Genomic DNA, 18,364 nt, shown 5'->3' with positions numbered 1-18,364 from the left:
CCCCTCAGACGAGCACCGTCAGCAGCCCCGCGCTCACCAGGCTCCCCGCGGCGGCGACGACCATCGTCCACCCCACGACGCGGCGCCCCAACGCGCCCACGACCATGACGGCGGACGGCAGGCTCACCGCGGGCAGGGCGATGAGCAGCGCGCCCACGACGGCCGGCCCGAACCCCGCGGTAGCGAGCCCCTGGGTGAGCGGCACCTCCCCGGCGGTGGGGATGACCAGCAACAGCCCCAGGACGAGGGCGACGAGGACGCCCAGCACACCCCACGATCGCGCCGACTCCCCGAGCGGGAACAGCCAGCCCGCGAACGTCCCCACCGCGAACACGACGACGAGGTACTCCGGCACGAGGTAGGCGCTCATCCGGGCCAGGACCGGCAGGAACCGGCGGGGGCCCTCGTCGCGTCCCTCCTCGTGCTGCGACGTGACCTCGTCCACCGCCCTCGCCGCGACGCGGTCCCCGGCGAGCCGGGCCACCAGCGCGCTGCCGCCCACGACGAGGAGCGCGCCGACGACGAACCGCGTGGCGGCCCACTGCCAGGGCGCGACGAGCAGCAGGAAGACGAGGACGGCGGGGTTCAGCAGCGGGTTGCCCAGCCAGTAGGCGACGACCCCGGTCGTCGGGGCGCCGCTGCGGCGCAGCGCCGTCGCGACGGGTGCCGTGCAGCAGGAGCACATCATCGACGGCGTCGACAGGAGTCCGCCGACGAGAGCGCTCGAGGGGCCCGAGCGCCGCCGCAGAACCAACGTGAGCCAGCGGCGCGGGACGAGCGTCTGCACGGCGGCGGCGATGACCAGCCCGGCGACGAGGGCCTTCCACACCGCGAGCGCGTAGACCTCCGTGAACGCCCACCCGGCCGCCGGGCTGGGGCCGGAACCGGCCTCGATGCCCGCCCCGGCCAGCACCGACGACCCCGACCACGCGTGCGTCCCCGACAGCTCACCGACGCGCGCGGAGTAGGGGAGCCACTTCGACCACAGCAGCAGTCCGGCGGCCAGCAGCAGGGCCAGGACGGCGAACGCCGCCGCACCCCGTGGGGTGCGGCGGCGTGCAGGCAGTGCCGGAGTGCTCACCGGTCGAGACTACGAGGGCACGTAGTCCATGGTGTCGGGGTGGCCGCCGATGCGGCCCTCGGCGCCCTGGTCGAGCGCGGTGATGAGCGCGAGGTCCTCCTCGGTGAGATCGATGTCGAAGAGGTCGAAGTTCTCCTCCACACGCGAGCGCGTCACCGACTTGGGGAAGACGATGTCGCCGCGCTCGATGTGCCAGCGCAGGGTGATCTGCGCCGGCGACTTGCCGAGCCGCTCGGCGACGGCGGTGATCGCCGGGTTGTCCAGCACCTTGCCCTGGGCGATGGGCGACCACGCCTCGACGCCGATCTGGTGCTCACCGCAGTAGGCGCGCACCTCCTCGTTGCCGAAGTAGGGGTGCACCTCGATCTGGTTGACGGCGGGCGTCACCGTCGTCTCCTGCGCCAGCCGGCGCAGGTGGGGGACCTGGAAGTTCGACACGCCGATGGACTTCAGCCGTCCGTCGGCGCGCGCCTCCTCCAGCACCTTCCAGGTGGAGACGAAGTCCCCGCCGTACAGCGTCGGCAGCGGCCAGTGGATGAGGTAGAGGTCGATCGGGCCGCCCAGCTTCTCGACCGAGGCGTCGACCGCGGCGCGCGCCGCGTCCGGCTCGTGGGCGGCGTTGCTCAGCTTGCTGGTGATCCAGACCTCCTCGCGGGGCACCCCGGAGTCGAGGACGCCCTGCAGGGTCTCGGCCTCGTTGCCGTACATCTGCGCGGTGTCGAGGTGGCGGTAGCCGACCTCCAGCGCCGTGCGCACCGCGTCGGCGGTCTCCTCCGGCGGGATCTGGAAGACCCCGAAGCCGAGCTGCGGGATCTCGCGGCCGTCGTTCAGCATGATCGTGGGAACAGTCACGGTGGTGATCCTGGTACGGGTGGGTCGGACGCGCATGCGGAGCCGGACCGGGGGTATGTTCCGGGCGTGGGTCTCAAGACGTTCCTCGAGGGGTGGCCGGTCTACCGGCAGCTGACGGGCGACGACCCGCTGGGCCGCGGTGCCGCGACCCAGTCGGCGCGCTCGAAGTCGCTGACGCCCCGCACGGCCACGGCCGACCGCGTCGCGAAGTCGGTCTGCCCCTACTGCGCGGTCGGCTGCGGCCAGCGCGTCTACGTCAAGGACGAGAAGGTCGTCCAGATCGAGGGCGACCCGGACTCCCCGCACTCGCGCGGCCGGCTCTGCCCGAAGGGCTCGGCCAGCGAACAGCTGGTCAACGGAGACTCCCGCGCCACCACCATCCGCTACCGCGCGCCGTACGCGACGGAGTGGAGCGACCTCGACCTCGACACCGCGATGGACATGATCACCGACCGGGTGATCGACGCCCGGCGGCGCGGGTGGCAGGACAGCGACGACCAGGGCCGGCGTCTCAACCGCACGATGGGGATCGCCAGCCTCGGTGGTGCGACGCTGGACAACGAGGAGAACTACCTCATCAAGAAGCTGTTCACGGCCATGGGCGCGATCCAGGTCGAGAACCAAGCCCGCATTTGACACTCCGCCACGGTGCCCGGTCTGGGTGCCTCGTTCGGTCGCGGTGGAGCCACCGGTGACCTGCAGGACCTGAGCAACGCCGACGTCATCGTCATCCAGGGCTCGAACATGGCCGAGTGCCACCCGGTCGGGTTCCAGTGGGTGATGGAGGCCAAGGCGCGCGGTGCGAAGGTCTTCCACGTCGACCCCCGGTTCACGCGCACCAGTGCGCTGGCGGACACGTACGTCCCGATCCGCACGGGAACCGACATCGTGTTCCTCGGGGCGATCATCAACCGCGTCCTGACGCAGGAGCGCGACTTCCGCGAGTACGTCGTGGCGTACACCAACGCCTCGCACCTCGTGTCGGAGGACTTCCAGGACACCGAGGACCTCGACGGGTTGTTCTCCGGTTTCGACCACGACACCCGTTCCTACGACACGGCCTCGTGGCAGTACGCCGGCGGCGAGCACCAGGGTGACGAGCAGGAGGAGACCGCCGAGTCGACGGACAGCGAGTCGGGGCACTCCCTCGGATCCGGCGGCGCCTCGGTCGACCACGAGCACATCCGGCGCGACGAGACGCTGCAGGACCCGCGGTGCGTCTACCAGGTGCTCAAGCGGCACTTCGCCCGGTACACCCCCGAGATGGTGGCCGACGTCTGCGGCATCCCCCTCGACGTGTTCGACGAGATCGCCGAGGCGTGGATCTCCAACTCCGGTCGCGAGAAGACGGGGGCGCTCGTCTACAGCGTCGGCTGGACGCAACGCGGGACGGGCGTGCAGTACATCCGGACCGGGGCGATCCTCCAGCTGCTGCTGGGGAACATGGGCCGGCCCGGCGGCGGCATCATGGCGCTGCGCGGTCACGCCTCGATCCAAGGGTCGACCGACATCCCGACCCTGTACAACCTGCTGCCCGGCTACCTGCAGATGCCGCACGCCGAGCGGCACGCCGATCTCGCGGGCTACGTCGACGCCATCAAGGGCCAGAACCAGAAGGGCTTCTGGGCCAACGCCGACGCCTACACCGTGAGCCTGCTCAAGGCGTACTTCGGCGAGAACGCGACGGCCGAGAACGACTACCTGTTCGACGAGCTGCCCCGCATCAACGGTGACCACGGCACCTACAGCCAGGTCATGGACATGATCGAGGGCGGGAAGATCTTCGGGTACTTCCTGCTCGGGCAGAACCCCGCCGTGGGGTCCGCCAACGGCCGGGCCCAGCGGCTCGGGATGGCCAACCTCGACTGGATGGTCGTGCGCGACCTCGTGATGATCGAGAGCGCCACGTTCTGGAAGGACGCCCCCGAGGTCGAGACGGGGGAGATCGTCCCCGAGGAGTGCCGCACCGAGGTGTTCTTCCTGCCCGCCGCCTCCCACGTGGAGAAGGAGGGCACGTTCACCCAGACGCAGCGCATGCTGCAGTGGCGGGAGAAGGCGGTGAACCCGCCGGGTGACGCGACGAGCGAGCTCTGGTTCTTCTACCACCTCGGCCGGCGCATGCGGGAGAAGCTGGCCGACTCGACCGACCCGCGCGACCAGCTGCTGCTCAAGCTGGCCTGGGACTACCCGCTGCACGGCGAGGAGCAGGAACCGAGCTCCGAGGACGTGCTGAAGGAGGTCAACGGGTACGGCCCGGACGGCCTGCTGCCCGGGTACACGGCTCTGAAGGCCGACGGGTCGACGTCGAGCGGCTGCTGGATCTACTCCGGCGTCTACGCCGACGGCGTGAACCAGGCCGCGCGCCGCAAGCCCGGCCGCGAGCAGTCGCTGCACGCCCCCGAATGGGGCTGGGCCTGGCCCATGAACCGCCGCGTCCTCTACAACCGCGCCTCGGCCGACCCGGACGGCAAGCCCTGGAGCGAGCGCAAGGCGCTGGTCTGGTGGGACGAGGAGCAGGGCCGGTGGGTCGGTGACGACACCGCCGACTTCGAGGCGACGAAACCGCCGTCGTACCGGCCGCCGGCCGGGGCGACGGGGGTGGAGGCCATCGCCGGCGACGACCCGTTCATCATGCAGAGCGACGGCAAGGCCTGGCTCTACGCGCCCAAGGGCGTCGTCGACGGGCCGCTGCCGGCGCACTACGAACCGGCCGAGTCGCCCTTCCGCAACGCCGTCTACACCCAGCAGGCGAACCCGGCGCGGGAGATCTACACCAACCACCTCAACGAGGTGCACCCGTCGCCGCCCGAACCTGGCAGCGGGGTGTTCCCGTTCGTGTGGTTCACCTCCCGCATGACCGAGCACCACACGGCGGGTGGCATGAGCCGCTACCTGCCGTACCTCGCCGAACTGCAGCCCGCGCTCTTCATGGAGGTCTCGCCCGAACTGGCGCAGTTGCGCGGCCTCGAGCACCTGGGGTGGGCCCACGTCGTCACGGCGCGGGCCGTGGTGGAGGCGCGGGTCATGGTGACCGACCGCCTGGCCCCGCTGAAGGTGCAGAACGACCTCGTGCACCAGGTCTGGCTCCCGTACCACTGGGGCCAGGGCGGGCTCACGACCGGGGACGTCGTCAACGACCTCGCGCACCTGACGCTGGACCCGAACGTGCACATCCAGGAGTTCAAGGCCGGGACGTGCGATGTCGTGGCCGGGCGCCGTCCGCGCGGGCGGGAGGCCCTCGCCTACGTGGACGAGTACCGCGTCCGTGGAGGCGTGACGATGGCGTCGGGCGCCGTCGCGGTGACGTCCGACCTGCTGGAGCAGCAGGGGCGGGACCGCGGGGAGCTGGCGCAGCAGGGGGCGACGACCGTCGCGTCCGGGCACGACGACCGGCTCGCCGACCAGGTGGTGAGCGTCCGCCACGACACGCGGTCGCAGCCCGGCGACCCGCAGCAGCACGGCGTGGACCCCGAGGTCCTCGACCCGAACCCCGACCTGGACCTGGAGGGCCGGTAGTGGTTTCCACCAACAGCCTGTACGGCCGCCTCGACGACCCGGCGCGCGACGCCGGGTACGTCGATCCGCCACCGCGCAAGGGGTTCTTCACCGACACGTCGGTCTGCATCGGCTGCAAGGCCTGCGAGGTCGCGTGCAAGGAGTGGAACGCCGTCCCCGAGGACGGGATCGACCTGCTCGGGTTGTCGTACGACAACACCGGCGGGCTCGGCGCCGACTCCTGGCGCGCCGTCGCGTTCATCGAGCAGTCCCGGCCGGCCGTGGACCGCCTGCAGCAGGACACCGCTGCGGCCGGGTTCGACGCGTTCGCCGAGGCGGCGCGCCTCGGCACCGGGGTCCCGGGCGGGCACCCGGTGGCCGAGCGGGCGTACCAGAACTCCTCCCACGGAGGGTGCGGCGGTTCCGGCGGTGGCTGCGGGAGCGCCTCCGCGGCGGCGCCGGCGGCGAAGGACACCGGCGGGCAGTTCCTGGGCATGCCCGGCATGCTCGCCCCCGCGCCGCTGCCGGACCGGGACGGCCGCCAGGACGTGCGCTGGCTGATGATGTCCAACGTCTGCAAGCACTGCACGCACGCCGCCTGCCTCGACGTCTGCCCCACCGGTGCGCTGTTCCGGACCGAGTTCGGGACCGTCGTCGTGCAGCAGGACGTCTGCAACGGCTGCGGCTACTGCGTCTCGGCCTGCCCGTACGGCGTCATCGACAAGCGCGAGGACGACGGCCGGGCCTGGAAGTGCACGCTCTGCTACGACCGGCTGGGCGAGGACGAGACCCCGGCGTGCGCCAAGGCGTGCCCCACGGAGTCCATCCAGTTCGGTGACCTGGACGAGCTGCGCGAACGGGCCGAACGCCGCCGGCAGCAGCTGCACGACGTGGGCGTCACCGAGGCCCGGCTCTACGGCGAGGACCCCGACGACGGGGTCGGCGGGGACGGGGCCTTCTTCCTCCTGCTCGACGAGCCGGAGGTGTACGGCCTGCCGCCGGACCCCGTCGTCACCACGCGCGACCTGCCGTCCATGTACAAGCACATGGCTGCTGCCGCGGGCTTCATGGTGCTCGGCACCCTGGCCGCCGCGCTGGGGCGGCGCGCGTGAGCCCGAAACCGTCTCAGGAGACCCCGCACCAGCCCGGGCAGCCGGGGTTCGAGCACGTTCCCGGCACCGACCCGATCGGCGGGCAGGCCGCGCGGATGTGGGACGCCGGCATGGGGGCCCGGCGGGCGAAGAAGAGGCGGGGGGACGCGAACGCCGTCGTCCCGGACGCGGAGTTCCGGTCCTACTACGGCCGGGCCGTCCTCAAACCCCCGGTGTGGACCCACGAGATCGCCTACTACCTGTTCTCCGGTGGTCTGGCGGCCGGCTGCTCGATGCTCGCCGCCGTGGCGGACGCGCGTGGCGACGTGCTGGCGCGCAGGGTGTTGCGGACGACGTCGCTGGGGGCCGTGGGCGCCAGCGCGTACTTCCTCATCGCCGACCTCGGCCGGCCCGAACGGTTCTACAACATGCTGCGCGTCGCGAAGGTGACGTCGCCCATGTCCGTCGGCACCTACATCCTCTCGGTGTTCGGACCGCTGTCCGGGGCCGCCGCCGTCGCCGAACTGGGTGCGCTGCTGCCCGAGTGGGGGGTGCTCGGGCTGCTCCGCCGCGTCGCGGCCCCGGCGGGGTCGGTCGCCGGGGTGGGGGCAGCGCTGACCGGTCCGCTGCTGGCCACGTACACGGCCGTCCTGTTCGCCGACACGGCGGTCCCGAGCTGGCACGAGCCCTACCGGGAACTGCCGTTCGTCTTCGGCGGCAGCGCGCTCGCCGCCGGGTCCGGCGCTGCCCTGCTGCTGGCCCCCGTCGCGCAGAGCGGTTCCGCCGCGCGGCTGGCGGCCATCGGTGCCACCGTGGAACTCGCTGCCGCGCACCGGATGGAGACCGCGCACGGTCTCGTCAGCGAACCCTTCCACCTCGGCCGGCCGGGGACGTTCCTCAAGACCGCCCGCGCCCTCACCGTGGCCGGGGTCGCCGGGGGTGTCGCCGCCCGGTTCCTGCCGCGGCGGACGGGGAGGGTGGTGTCGGCCCTGGCCGGGGCGAGCCTGCTGGGCGGCTCGTTCCTCACGCGCATGGCCGTCTTCGAGGCGGGTGTCGTCTCGACGAAGGACCCGAAGTACGTCGTCGTCCCGCAACGGGAACGTCTGGAGGCACGCCAGCGCGCCTCCTGAGCACGAGGAGGTTCACATGGCGTTCAAGACGCCCGAGCAGATCGCCGTCGCCGCCGTCGCGAGCGGTGAGAAGAAGGCGCACCTGCCCGTCAGCAAGATGCTCGTCGGGGGTTTCCTCGCCGGGGCCTACATCGCGTTCGCGGGGTTGCTCGCCGTGGACGTCACGGCCGGGCTGAAGCCCGAGTTGTGGGGTGGGGTGACCACCCTCCTCACGGGGGCCGTGTTCAGCCTCGGGCTGGTGCTCGTCATCATCGCCGGGTCCGAACTGCTCACGGGCAACATGGCGCTCATCCCCATCGCGTTGCTCAGCCGCAAGGTCACGATCGGCCGCCTCGCGCTGAACTGGGGCGTCGTCCTCGTCGCGAACCTGCTCGGGGCCTTGTTCGTCGCCTACGTCCTCGCCGTGCAGACCGGGGTCATCGGGGCCGAGGGGACCGCGTCGTACGCCCGCATCGCGGCCATCGCCACGGGCAAGGCCGTCACCGAGGACGACCTGACGATCTTCCTGCGCGCCATCGGGTGCAACTGGCTGGTCTGCCTCGGGGTCTGGATGGCCCTGGCCGCCGAGGACGTCGCCGGCAAGGTGCTGGCCATCTTCTTCCCCATCACCGCGTTCGTCGCCCTCGGGTTCGACCACGTCGTCGCGAACATGTTCTTCCTGCCCGCCGCCCACTGGGCCGGGGTCCCCGGCATCGGCTGGGGCCACATCGTCAACAACTGGGTGTTCGCCGGTCTCGGCAACGTCGTGGGCGGCGGGTTCTTCGTCGGCGTCCTCTACTGGTTCCTCTACCTGCGCGGCCGCGAGGCGGACTGAACGCTCAGCGCACGACCAGGGTCGTGTCCCCGCGCCGCGGGACGACCTCCCCGACGACGGGGTACCCGGGGACCTCGCCGACGACGAGGAGCCCGCCGGAGGTCTGCGCGTCGGCGAGGAGGACGAGTTCGTCCTCACCGGCCGCACCGGCGTCGAGGTGGGGCCGCACCCAGTCGAGGTTGCGCCTGCTGCCGCCGGGGACGAACCCGTCGGCCAGCGAGCGGCGCGCCCCGTCGACGTACGGGACGGCGGCCGCGTCGACGACGGCCGTGACCCCGCTGGCCCGGGCGACCTCGTGCAGGTGGCCGAGGAGCCCGAACCCCGTGACGTCCGTCGCGCACCGTGCGCCCGCGGCGAGGGCCGCAGCCGAGGCGTCCCGGTTGAGCGTCGTCATGACGTCGACCGCCTCCTCGAACACCTCACCCGTCGCCTTGTGCCGGTTGTTGAGAACCCCGAGGCCGAGGGGTTTGGTCAGCGTCAGCGGGAGCCCGGCCTGCGCGGCGTCCCCGCGCAGCAGCGTGTCCGGGTCGCCGATCCCCGTCACGGCCATGCCGTACTTGGGTTCGGGGTCGTCGATGCTGTGGCCGCCGCCGAGGAAGCACCCCGCCGCGGCCGCCGCGTCGGCGCCGCCGCGCAGCACCTCCCGCGCCAGCTCGGCGGGCAGCACGTCCCGCGGCCACCCGAGCAGGTTCACGGCGACCAGCGGGGTCCCGCCCATCGCGTAGACGTCGGACAGCGCGTTGGTCGCGGCGATCCGGCCGAAGGTGTAGGCGTCGTCGACGACGGGGGTGAAGAAGTCCGCGGTGGCGATGACGGCGCGGCCGCCCTCGATGCGCACGACCGCCGCGTCGTCGCCGACACCGACGATCAGGTCCTCGCCGGCTCGCGGTGCGAGACCGGCGACCATCTCCTCGAGCTCACCGGGCGGGATCTTGCAGGCGCAGCCGCCGCCGTGCGCGTACTGGGTGAGTCTCCGGAGGTCGCTCATGGCCCCACCGTAGGCTGGCCCCGCGTGCGTGGAGGCGTACGGGTGCCTGGTGGCCCCCGCGGTCTTCAACACCGGCGTGACCGAGCACCTCGGTCAGGTGGGTTCGATTCCCATCCGCCTCCGCCACGCACGCAGCCCCGCGGGAGGTGTCGCGTAGGTTGCCCGTGTGCAGCCCGCGGAACCGCAGGACCCCCGACGCACCGTGCCGCGCACCGACGCGGTGCTGGCCGACCCCCGGGTGGCCGCCGCCGTCGCCGACCGGGGCCGCGACGTCGTCAAGGACGTCGTGCGCGCGGTCCAGCAGCGGGTGCGGGCCGGTGAGGTGTCGGCCGACGCCCTGGTGCCCGCGGTCCTCGCGGCGCTGCCCCCGGCGGGGACGACGCTGCGGCGCGTCCTCAACGCCACGGGTGCCGTCCTGCACACCAACCTCGGCCGGGCGCAGCTCTCGCCGGCCGCCGTCGACGCCGTCGTGACCGCCGCGGGCGCCACGGACGTCGAACTCGACCTCGTCACGGGGCGGCGGGCCCGCCGGGGCCGCGGGACGATGGCCGCCCTGCGTGCCGCCGTCCCCGCCGCCGGCGACGTGCACGTCGTCAACAACGGCGCGGCCGCCCTCGTCCTCGTCGCCACGGCCCTGGCCGCCGGGAAGGAGATCGTCGTCAGCCGCGGCGAACTCGTGGAGATCGGCGACGGGTTCCGGCTGCCGGACCTGCTGGAGTCCACCGGGGCCCGGTTGCGGGAGGTCGGCACCACGAACCGCACCTCGCTCGCCGACTACCGTGCAGTCCTGTCCGACCGGACCGGGTTCGTGCTCAAGGTGCACCCCTCGAACTTCGTGGTCACCGGGTTCACCGCTGGCGTGGAGGCGGCGGAACTCGCGACCCTGGGGGTTCCCGTCGTCGTCGACATCGGGTCCGGGCTGCTCGGTCCGGACGCGGCGCTGCCCGACGAACCCGACGCAGCGACGGTCCTGGCCGCGGGTGCCGACCTCGTGACCGCGTCGGGCGACAAGCTGCTCGGCGGTCCGCAGGCGGGGTTGCTGCTCGGCGACGCGGGGCTCGTGGAACGGTTGCGGCGTCATCCGCTGGCGCGGGCCCTGCGCGTGGACAAACTCACCCTCGCCGCGCTGGAGGCGACGGTGCGGGCGGCGCCGAACCCCACGCGCGACGCCGTGCACGCCGATCCCGAGGTGCTCCGCGCGCGGTGCACCGCGGTGGCGGAAACGCTGCGGCGCAGCGGCATCGACGTCTCGGTGGGGCCGTCCGCTGCCGTCGTCGGCGGGGGCGGTGCCCCGGGGGTGGACCTCGAGTCCTGGGTCGTCTCGCTGCCGCCGCACCTGGCCGTCCCGCTGCGGACGGGGGACGCGTCGGTCGCCGGCCGCGTCGAGGGTGGCCGGTTGCTGCTGGACCTGCGGACGGTGCCGACCGACGCGGACGAGCTCGTCGTGGCCGCCGTGCGTGCGGTGGCGGGATGACCGGCCCGACGAGCGTGGTGGCGACCGCGGGTCACGTCGACCACGGGAAGTCCTCCCTCGTGCGCGCCCTCACCGGCCGGGACCCGGACCGGTACGAGGAGGAGAAGCGCCGCGGGCTGACGATCGACCTCGGGTACGCGTGGACGGACGTCCCCGGTGCGGGGACGGTCGCGTTCGTCGACGTGCCGGGGCACGAGCGGTTCGTGCCGACGATGCTCGCAGGCGTCGGCCCGGTGCCGGTCGTGCTGTTCGTCGTCGCGGCCGACGGGGGCTGGATGCCGCAGTCGGCCGAGCACCTCGCCGCCCTCGACGCGCTCGACGTCCGGTACGGGCTCCTGGTGGTGACCCGCGCCGACCTCACCGACCCTGGCCCGGCCCGCGACGCGGCGTTGGCCGAACTGCGCCGCACCAGCCTCGGCGACGTGCCCGCGGTGGCGTGCAGCGCCGTCACGGGCGATGGTCTCGACGACGTCCGCTCGACGCTCGCGCAGGTCCTGGGGAACGTCCCCGTGCCGGACGCCGCTGCGCCCGTGCGGTTCTGGGTCGACCGGAGCTTCTCCGTCACGGGCGCCGGGACGGTGGTGACGGGAACCCTGGCGGCCGGGACGGTCGCGGTCGGCGACGAGTTCGTCGTCGGCGGGCGCACCGTGCACGTGCGGGGCGTGCAGTCGCTGGAACGGACCGTGGACCGCGTCGCGGGTGTGGCGCGGGTGGCCCTGAACCTGCGCGGCGTCGACCGGCGGCACGTGCGCCGCGGTGACGCGCTCCTGACGCCGGGGACGCACGTCCGCACCGACGTGCTCGACGTCCGGGCCGACACCGGTGACCTCCCCGCGGAACTCGTCGTGCACCTCGGTTCGGCCGCCGTCCCCGCTCGGGTGCGGCCCCTGGGCGGCGCGCTCGTGCGGTTGCAGCTGCGGGCGCCGCTGCCGATCGTCGTGGGGGACCGGCTGCTGCTGCGGGACCCGGCCCGGCACGAGGTCCTCGGCGCGGCCGCGGTGCTCGACGTCCTGCCGCCCGCGCTGCGGCGACGGGGGGCGGCCGCCGCGCGGGCCGGTGAGTTGGCCGACGTCCTCGCCGACGGCCACGGCCCCGACCTCGCCTCGGAACTGCGCCGACGGCACCTGGTCCGCGGCGCCACCCTGCGGGCCATGGGGGTTCCCGTGGCGGGGCGGCCGGTCGTGGGCGACTGGTACGCCGATCCGGCCTGGTGGGCGGCGCAGCGCGCGCGGGTGCCGGAGGTGGTCCGGAGCCACCGCGCGCAGGAGCCCCTGCAGCCCGGGCCGACGCTGGAGCACGTGCGGCGCACGCTCCGGTTGCCCGACCTCGACGTGGTCACGGCGCTCGTCGCCGACCCCCTGCGGGTGCGGGACGGCCGGGTCGTGGAACGGACCGACGACCTGCCGCCGGCGGTCGAACGCGCGGTCGCCGCCGTCCTGGCGGACCTCGCGGTGGCGCCGTTCGCGGCCCCCGACGTGGAACGCCTGCGGGACCTGCGGCTGGGACGGTCCGAACTCGCGGCCGCCGTGCGGGCCGGCCGGCTGGAACGCGTCGCCGACGGGGTCGTGCTGGCACCGGGGTACCGCGACCGGGCCGTCGCGGCGCTGCGCGCCGTCCCGCAACCGTTCGCGCTCAGCGAGGCGCGCAAGGCGCTCGGCACGTCCCGCCGCGTCGCGGTGCCGCTGCTCGAGGCGCTCGACGCGGCGGGCGTCACGGTGCGCGAACCCGACGACCGGCGGCGGTTGCGGTGAGGACCCCGGCATGAGGGTCCTGGGGATGATGTCGGGGACCTCGCACGACGGCATCGACGTCGCCGTCGTGGAGTTCTCCGAGACCGCGGGGGACGACGGGGTCCTGCGGGCGCGGCTGGGGGAGCACCGCTCGGTGCCGTACTCCGCGTCCCTGCGGGCCGACCTCGTGGCGGCGCTGCCCCCGGCCCGCCCCGGGTTCGAGCAGGTGTGCGCCCTCGACGTCCGCATCGGCCAGGAGTTCGCGGCCGCCGCGGTCGCGGTCGGGGAGGAGTTCGACCTCGTCTGCTCGCACGGGCAGACGGTGTTCCACTGGGTCGAGGGCGGGCAGGTGCGGGGAACCCTGCAGCTGGGTCAGCCCGCGTGGATCGCCGAAGCGACCGGAAGACCAGTGGTGTCGGACCTGCGGACCGCGGACGTCGCCGCGGGAGGTCAGGGCGCCCCGCTCGTGCCGCTGCTCGACGCCCTGCTGCTGGCCCCGTTCGTCGAGGAGGGACTGACGGCCGCCGCGCTCAACCTCGGGGGCATCGCCAACGTGACCGTCTGCGCGCCGGGGAAACCGGTGCGCGCGTGGGACACCGGTCCCGCCAACGCGCTCGTCGACGTCGCCGCCGGGGGCATCGACCGCGACGGCCGGCTCGCGGCCGCCGGAACCGTGGACGAGGGTTTGCTGGCCGACCTGCTGGCCGAGCCGTTCTACGCCCGGACGCCGCCGAAGTCGACGGGCAAGGAACTGTTCCACCCCGGATACGTCGAAGGGTTTCTCGACGGCCGGGTCCCCTCGCCGGCCGACCTCGTCGCGACGCTCACCGAACTCACCGTGCGGACCGTGGCGGACGCCCTCGCGGGAGTGGACGTCGTGGTCGCCTCCGGGGGTGGCGTCCGCAACCCCGTCCTGCTCGCCGGGTTGCGGCGGGAACTGCGCGCGCGGGTCGTGCTGTCCGACGAGATCGGCTGCCCTGCGGGGGAGAAGGAGGCGATCGCGTTCGCGCTGCTGGGGTACGCGTTCGCCACGGGGCGGCCGGGGAACGTGCCGAGCTGCACGGGGGCCCGCGGTGAGCGGGTCCTGGGGCAGGTGACGCCCGGACGGTCCGGCCTGCCGGCCACCGCTCCCCGCGAGCCGTGGCCGGCGGCCCTGCACCTGTCCTGACGCCGACCGGCCGACCGGCCGGGTCAGGACCGGACGGTCACCACGGGGCAGGCGGCCTCGCCGATGACCCGTTGGGCGATGCTGCCCATGAGGTACTTCATCGTGGCCGACCGCTTCCGCACGGGCAGCACCACGACGTCGGCGCCGGCCGTGCTGAGCGCGATGAGCTGCTCGGCGACGTCGGGATCGGGGTGGTGCAGGTGGGCGGCGACGCCGGCCTGCCGGGCGCCCTCCTCGACGGTGCGCCGCACCTGCTGCGAGACGTGGACGGGCGTCGATGGGGCGTCGGAGGTCAGGGGGACCGCTTGCACCCCCAGTCCCAGGCTGCTGGCCCGTTCCAGGGCCCAGGCCAGGGCCGCGGCTCCCTCGGGGCGGTCGGTGACGGCGACGACGACGTCGCCGGTGGTCTGCAGTTCTGCGGTCACGGTGTCCTCCGCGGTGTCGGTGTGCTCAGGGGTCGTGGGGTTCGGTGCGTCCTCAGCCGAAGGGGACGACCCCGGTGGCCACGGCGGCGACGAGCATGACGAGGGACAGGACGACCGAGCGCCAGATGACTTTCTTGTGGTGGTCGGCGAGGTCCACCTTGGCGAGGGAGATCAGCAGCAGCATCGCGGGCACCAGCGGCGAGGTGAAGTGGACCGGCTGGCCGACGATCGAGGCCCGGGCCATCTCGACGCCGGAGATCCCGTAGTGCGAGGCGGCCTCGGAGAGGATCGGCAGCACGCCGAAGTAGAAACCGTCGTTGGACAGGAAGAACGTCAGCGGCATGCTGAGGACGCCGGTGATCACGGCCAGGTGTGGGCCCCACGCGTCGGGCACGATGTCGACGAGCCAGCGGGCCATGGCGGTGTCCATGCCGGTCTCGGTGAGCACCGCGGTCAGGACGGCGGCCGCGAACACCATGGAGACGACCGCGACGATGCTGGAGGAGTGCTCCTTGATGCGCTCGACCTGCTCGGAGGGCTTGGGGAAGTTCACCAGCAGCGCGAGCGCGGCGGCCACCATGAAGAGGAACGGCAGCGGCATGACGTCCATGCCCAGCAGGGCCAGCAGGGCGACGGTGAGGGCGCCGTTGAACCAGATGAGCCTGGGCCGCAGCGTGGGACGGTCGGGGTCGAGCGCGCCGCTGGTCATGCCGTCGTCGTCACCGCCGAGGGCTGCGCCGCCGGCTGAACCCGTCGTCCGGTGCGCCGAGCCGGCACCGGGACCGCCGCCGGCGAGGGCGGGTTCGCGCACCTCGACGAGTTCCACCGTCTCGATGCCGAGCTCGCGGCCCGCTCTCGCCAGGCGGCGCTTCTCGGACAGGCCGAGCGTCCAGGCCATGACGACGACGGCGGCGAGACCGGCGAGCATGCTCGGGACCATGGGGTTGAACAGTTCCGAGGGGGAGACGCCGAGCGCGGTCGCCGCCCGGACGGTCGGCCCGCCCCAGGGGATGATGTTCATGACACCGGCGGCGAGGTTCGCCACCACCGTGAGGACCACGGGCGACAGGCCCAGGCGCAGGTACAGCGGCAGCATGGCCGAGACCGTGATGATGAACGTCGTCGACCCGTCGCCGTCCAGGGAGACGAGCGAGGTCAGCACGGCCGTGCCGATGACGACCTTGACGGGGGAGTTCCCGCAGATCCGCAGGATGAGGCGGATGAGCGGGTCGAACAACCCGACGTCGATCATCAGGCCGAAGTAGACGATCGCGAAGAACAGCAGCGCGGCCGTCGGGGCGAACTTCCCGACCTGTTCCATCACCGCGTCCCCGACCCCGACACCCGTGCCGGCGATGACCGCGAACGCGAGCGGGACGAGGATCAGGGCGACGACCGGCGTGAGTCGTTTCGTCATGATGAGGACCATGAACAGGGCGACCATGGTGAAACCGAGGGTGACCAGCATCGTTGCTCCGAGTTCTCCGTCGAACGGGACTGACGGGAACGCTAGGGAACTCCCGGTCGTCGGGAAGGGTTGCGCGCACAGAACGGCGCACTGAGCGTTCCGCGTGTTGTGCGCGTTGTGCTCACGCGTGCAACGGGACTACCGTTCGCGCGTGGACCCCCGACGATGGTCGTTCAGCCGCCAGGTGCTGGCCGTGCTGCTCCTGCTCGTCGCCGTCGTCCTCGCCGTCGGCTGCGGCGGCTCGGTCTACCTGCTCCACCAGCAGGCCGTCGTGGAGTCCCGCAACCGCAGCCTCGACGTGGCCCGCACCCTCGCCGAGGACGACGCCGTCCGCGAGGCCGTCACCGCCGCGAGCGACGACCCGCCCGCCGGCGCCGCGACGCTGCGCCGCGGGCTCGTCCAGCGCGAGGCCGAGGCCGTCCGCGCGCGCACCGGGGCCCTCTTCGTCGTCGTCACCGACGACCGCGGCCTCCGGCTCGCCCACCCGAACCCCGACGTCCTGGGGCAGCGCGTCAGCACCGACCCCACCCGGGCCCTGGCCGGCGAGGAGGTCGTCACCGACGAGACCGGGACGCTCGGCGCCTCGGCCCGGGCCAAGGTGCCGGTCCGCGCCCTGGGGTCCGACCGCGTCGTCGGCGAGGTCAGCGTCGGCGTCGGGTCCGCGGCCATCGCCGACCGGGCCCGCGACGCCCTGGTGCCGGCCCTGGCCGTCGCCGCCGGCGCCCTCGTGCTCGGGCTCGCCGGGGCCAGCCTCCTGGCCGGTCGGTTGCGCCGGCTCACGCTCGGCCTGCAGCCGGAGGAGCTCGGTGGCATCCTGCAGGCTCACGACGCCGTCCTGCACGGCATCGCCGAGGGGGTCGTCTCCCTCGGGCCCGACCAGCGCGTCGTCCTGGCCAACGGGGAGGCGGCCCGACTGCTCGGCCGCCCCGTCCCCGCGGGTGCCGTCCTGGACGACCTGCCCCCCGCCGTCCGCGAGGTCGTCACCAGCCCGCCGGCGGCGCCGGTCCTGGCCGTCGTGGGGGACCGGGCGCTGCTGCTGTCGGCCCGCCGCGTCGACCGCGACGGCCGGCTGCTGGGCCACGTCGTCACGGTCGCCGACCGCACCGACGTGGAACTGCTGACCCGCCAGCTCGACGCCGTCCAGGCCGTCGGGGAGGTCCTGCGCGCGCAGCGGCACGAGTTCGCCAACCGGTTGCACCTCGTCGCCGGGCTGCTCGAGACGGGTCGGCCCGAGGAGGCGGGCGCCTACGTGCGCACCCTCCTGGCCACGGGGCCGCTGGGGTCGCGCGTGGAGGGGCTCGACGCCGTCGGCGACCCGTACCTGCAGGCGTTCGTCGCGGCCAAGGCCGCCCACGCGCGGGAACGGCAGGTCGTCCTCGCCCTGGGGGAGGTCTCGGTGGCCGGCCGCGTCGCCGACCCGGTCGACGTCACCACGGTGCTGGGCAACCTCGTGGACAACGCCGTCAACGCCGCCGCTGGCAGTCGCGACCCCCGGGTCGAGGTGGACCTCGTCCAGGAGGGCGCCGACCTCGTCGTCGCCGTCGCCGACTCCGGGACGGGAGTGCCGGAGTCGTTGCGCGACAGCGTGTTCGAGACGGGGGTCAGCACCCGTGACGAGGAGGGGCACGGCATCGGCCTCGGCCTGGTGCGGCAGGTGGCCCGCGCCCGGGGCGGCGACGCGTGGCTGGCTCCCGCGACTGCCGGGTCCGGCGCCGTCTTCGTCGTGCGCCTCCCCGGGGCGCTGACCCCCGTCCACCAGCTGGAGGTGACCTGATGGGCGGCGGTCTGCGCGTCCTCGTGGTCGACGACGACTTCCGCGTGGCGTCGCTGCACGCCGGGTACGTGGACGCCGTCGCCGGGTTCGAGGTGGCCGGGACCGCCGGGTCGGTCGCGCAGGCCCGCGCCCTGCTCGCCCGCCAGCAGGCGGCCGGCACCCCCGTCGACCTCGCGCTGCTGGACGTCTACCTGCCGGACGGGTCCGGGCTCGACCTCCTCGGGTCCTGCGACGCCTTCGTGCTGAGTGCGGCGGGTGAACCCTGCACGTTCCGCCGGGCCGTGCGCTGCGGGGCGCTGGGCTACCTCGTCAAACCGTTCGGCGAGGCCGTCCTGCACACCCGGCTGCGCGCCTACGCCCGCTACCGCAGGGTGCTCGCCACCGCCGAGGAGCACGGTCAACCCCTCGACCAGGACGTCGCCGACGCCGCCTTCCGCGCCCTGCACGCCGACGCCGCGGCCACCCGCGGGGGGAGCGCCGCGACGAGCGCCACCCGCGACCTCGTCCTGCGGGCCCTCGCCGAGGCCGCCGAGCCGTTGTCGGCCGCCGACGTCGCGGCCGCCACCGGGATCTCGCGGGCCACCGCCCAGCGCCACCTCGCCGCCCTCGACGGGGAGGGCAAGCTCGCCCTGCGCCTGCGCTACGGGGCGACGGGCCGGCCAGAGCAGCGCTACGCGCCGCTGAGCTGAGCCCTCGACGTGAGCCTCGGTGACCCGATCGGGTGACTTCAGGGCCGTTCGGGGTGGCTCGTCGTGACGCGGCCGACCGGGTGAAGTAGACAGAACGTGTGCGCTCGATGACGATGAGCAGTCAACGAGCTGCTCAGGTGAAGCCAGCGCCTGGAGTGGCCCGTGGGACGCGAGGGACGACGACG

The 18,364-nt window shown here is 73.6% G+C and carries 13 protein-coding genes, 1 tRNA gene and 1 pseudogene; 10 read left to right on the top strand and 5 right to left on the bottom strand.

What is annotated here, in order from left to right; all coding sequences use genetic code 11:
- Nucleotides 1-4: 4 nt before the first annotated feature.
- Both ACFEMC_RS11310 and ACFEMC_RS11305 read right to left on the bottom strand, forming a co-directional pair.
- Complete coding sequence (locus tag ACFEMC_RS11310; protein WP_380176384.1) at nucleotides 5-1,081, bottom strand: permease; 1,077 nt, start codon at nucleotides 1,079-1,081, stop codon at nucleotides 5-7.
- A 9-nt stretch (nucleotides 1,082-1,090) separates the two neighbouring features.
- Nucleotides 1,091-1,969, bottom strand: coding sequence for an aldo/keto reductase (locus tag ACFEMC_RS11305; RefSeq protein ID WP_380176382.1), 879 nt, complete (start codon nucleotides 1,967-1,969; stop codon nucleotides 1,091-1,093).
- Between the two features lie 30 nt (nucleotides 1,970-1,999).
- On the opposite strand from ACFEMC_RS11305, the pseudogene fdh reads away from it, so the two are divergent.
- The 4 genes and pseudogenes from fdh to ACFEMC_RS11285 all read left to right on the top strand — a co-directional run.
- A pseudogene (gene fdh, locus ACFEMC_RS11300) lies at nucleotides 2,000-5,242 on the top strand (formate dehydrogenase); the annotation flags it as partial.
- A 206-nt stretch (nucleotides 5,243-5,448) separates the two neighbouring features.
- Complete coding sequence (locus ACFEMC_RS11295; RefSeq protein WP_380176380.1) at nucleotides 5,449-6,540, top strand: 4Fe-4S dicluster domain-containing protein; 1,092 nt, start codon at nucleotides 5,449-5,451, stop codon at nucleotides 6,538-6,540.
- On the top strand, nucleotides 6,537-7,649 hold the full coding sequence (nrfD, locus tag ACFEMC_RS11290) for an NrfD/PsrC family molybdoenzyme membrane anchor subunit (RefSeq protein WP_380176378.1): 1,113 nt from the start codon (nucleotides 6,537-6,539) through the stop codon (nucleotides 7,647-7,649). Before ACFEMC_RS11295 ends, nrfD begins: the two co-directional genes overlap by 4 nt.
- Before the next feature lie 16 nt (nucleotides 7,650-7,665).
- The gene (locus ACFEMC_RS11285; RefSeq protein WP_380176376.1) at nucleotides 7,666-8,463 is read left to right on the top strand and encodes a formate/nitrite transporter family protein; all 798 of its coding nucleotides are present in this window, start codon (nucleotides 7,666-7,668) and stop codon (nucleotides 8,461-8,463) included.
- 4 nt (nucleotides 8,464-8,467) lie between these two features.
- On the opposite strand, the gene selD is transcribed toward ACFEMC_RS11285, so the two are convergent.
- Nucleotides 8,468-9,451 carry a selenide, water dikinase SelD gene (gene selD / locus ACFEMC_RS11280; protein ID WP_380176374.1) on the bottom strand — a complete coding sequence of 328 codons (984 nt, stop codon included), beginning with the start codon at nucleotides 9,449-9,451 and terminating at the stop codon, nucleotides 8,468-8,470.
- Nucleotides 9,452-9,481: 30 nt separating this feature from the next.
- Between selD and ACFEMC_RS11275 the strand changes: the two genes are divergently transcribed.
- The 4 genes from ACFEMC_RS11275 to ACFEMC_RS11260 all read left to right on the top strand — a co-directional run bounded on the left by ACFEMC_RS11275 (nucleotide 9,482) and on the right by ACFEMC_RS11260 (nucleotide 13,823).
- Nucleotides 9,482-9,577, top strand: a tRNA-Sec gene (locus ACFEMC_RS11275).
- Between the two features lie 40 nt (nucleotides 9,578-9,617).
- Nucleotides 9,618-10,925, top strand: a complete 1,308-nt coding sequence (gene selA, locus ACFEMC_RS11270) for an L-seryl-tRNA(Sec) selenium transferase (RefSeq protein ID WP_380176372.1) — start codon at nucleotides 9,618-9,620, stop codon at nucleotides 10,923-10,925.
- Nucleotides 10,922-12,676 (top strand): selenocysteine-specific translation elongation factor, encoded by a 1,755-nt coding sequence (gene selB, locus ACFEMC_RS11265; RefSeq protein WP_380176370.1) that lies wholly within the window; start codon nucleotides 10,922-10,924, stop codon nucleotides 12,674-12,676. Before selA ends, selB begins: the two co-directional genes overlap by 4 nt.
- Nucleotides 12,677-12,686: 10 nt before the next feature.
- Nucleotides 12,687-13,823, top strand: coding sequence for an anhydro-N-acetylmuramic acid kinase (locus ACFEMC_RS11260; protein ID WP_380176368.1), 1,137 nt, complete (start codon nucleotides 12,687-12,689; stop codon nucleotides 13,821-13,823).
- 23 nt (nucleotides 13,824-13,846) lie between these two features.
- Here ACFEMC_RS11260 and ACFEMC_RS11255 read toward each other — a convergent pair whose 3' ends face one another.
- Together ACFEMC_RS11255 and ACFEMC_RS11250 are read right to left on the bottom strand one after the other, a co-directional pair.
- Entirely contained in the window at nucleotides 13,847-14,248 is a 402-nt protein-coding gene (locus tag ACFEMC_RS11255; protein WP_380176366.1) for a universal stress protein, read from the bottom strand.
- Between the two features lie 52 nt (nucleotides 14,249-14,300).
- Nucleotides 14,301-15,716, bottom strand: coding sequence for a CitMHS family transporter (locus tag ACFEMC_RS11250; RefSeq protein WP_380176364.1), 1,416 nt, complete (start codon nucleotides 15,714-15,716; stop codon nucleotides 14,301-14,303).
- A gap of 151 nt (nucleotides 15,717-15,867) precedes the next feature.
- On the opposite strand from ACFEMC_RS11250, the gene ACFEMC_RS11245 reads away from it, so the two are divergent.
- Nucleotides 15,868-17,490: an ATP-binding protein gene (locus ACFEMC_RS11245; protein WP_380176362.1), complete on the top strand. Its 1,623-nt coding sequence runs from the start codon at nucleotides 15,868-15,870 to the stop codon at nucleotides 17,488-17,490.
- Nucleotides 17,490-18,179: a response regulator gene (locus tag ACFEMC_RS11240; RefSeq protein ID WP_380176360.1), complete on the top strand. Its 690-nt coding sequence runs from the start codon at nucleotides 17,490-17,492 to the stop codon at nucleotides 18,177-18,179. The genes ACFEMC_RS11245 and ACFEMC_RS11240 overlap by 1 nt, the downstream gene beginning before the upstream one ends.
- The last annotated feature ends 185 nt before the right edge of the window (nucleotides 18,180-18,364 follow it).

This window comes from Kineococcus sp. DHX-1 (assembly GCF_042473625.1).
In the GTDB taxonomy this organism is placed as follows: Bacteria; Actinomycetota; Actinomycetes; order Actinomycetales; family Kineococcaceae; genus Kineococcus.
This window is presented reverse-complemented; position numbering and strand designations above follow the sequence as displayed.

Excerpts from the sequence above, each read along its gene's own strand:
- ACFEMC_RS11305 (WP_380176382.1), bottom strand. The coding sequence starts at position 1,969 with ATGCGCGTCCGACCCACCCGTACCAGGATCACCACCGTGACTGTTCCC.
- ACFEMC_RS11285 (WP_380176376.1), top strand. The coding sequence starts at position 7,666 with ATGGCGTTCAAGACGCCCGAGCAGATCGCCGTCGCCGCCGTCGCGAGC.
- selD (WP_380176374.1), bottom strand. The coding sequence starts at position 9,451 with ATGAGCGACCTCCGGAGACTCACCCAGTACGCGCACGGCGGCGGCTGC.
- selB (WP_380176370.1), top strand. The coding sequence starts at position 10,922 with ATGACCGGCCCGACGAGCGTGGTGGCGACCGCGGGTCACGTCGACCAC.
- ACFEMC_RS11260 (WP_380176368.1), top strand. The coding sequence starts at position 12,687 with ATGAGGGTCCTGGGGATGATGTCGGGGACCTCGCACGACGGCATCGAC.
- ACFEMC_RS11250 (WP_380176364.1), bottom strand. The coding sequence starts at position 15,716 with ATGCTGGTCACCCTCGGTTTCACCATGGTCGCCCTGTTCATGGTCCTC.
- ACFEMC_RS11240 (WP_380176360.1), top strand. The coding sequence starts at position 17,490 with ATGGGCGGCGGTCTGCGCGTCCTCGTGGTCGACGACGACTTCCGCGTG.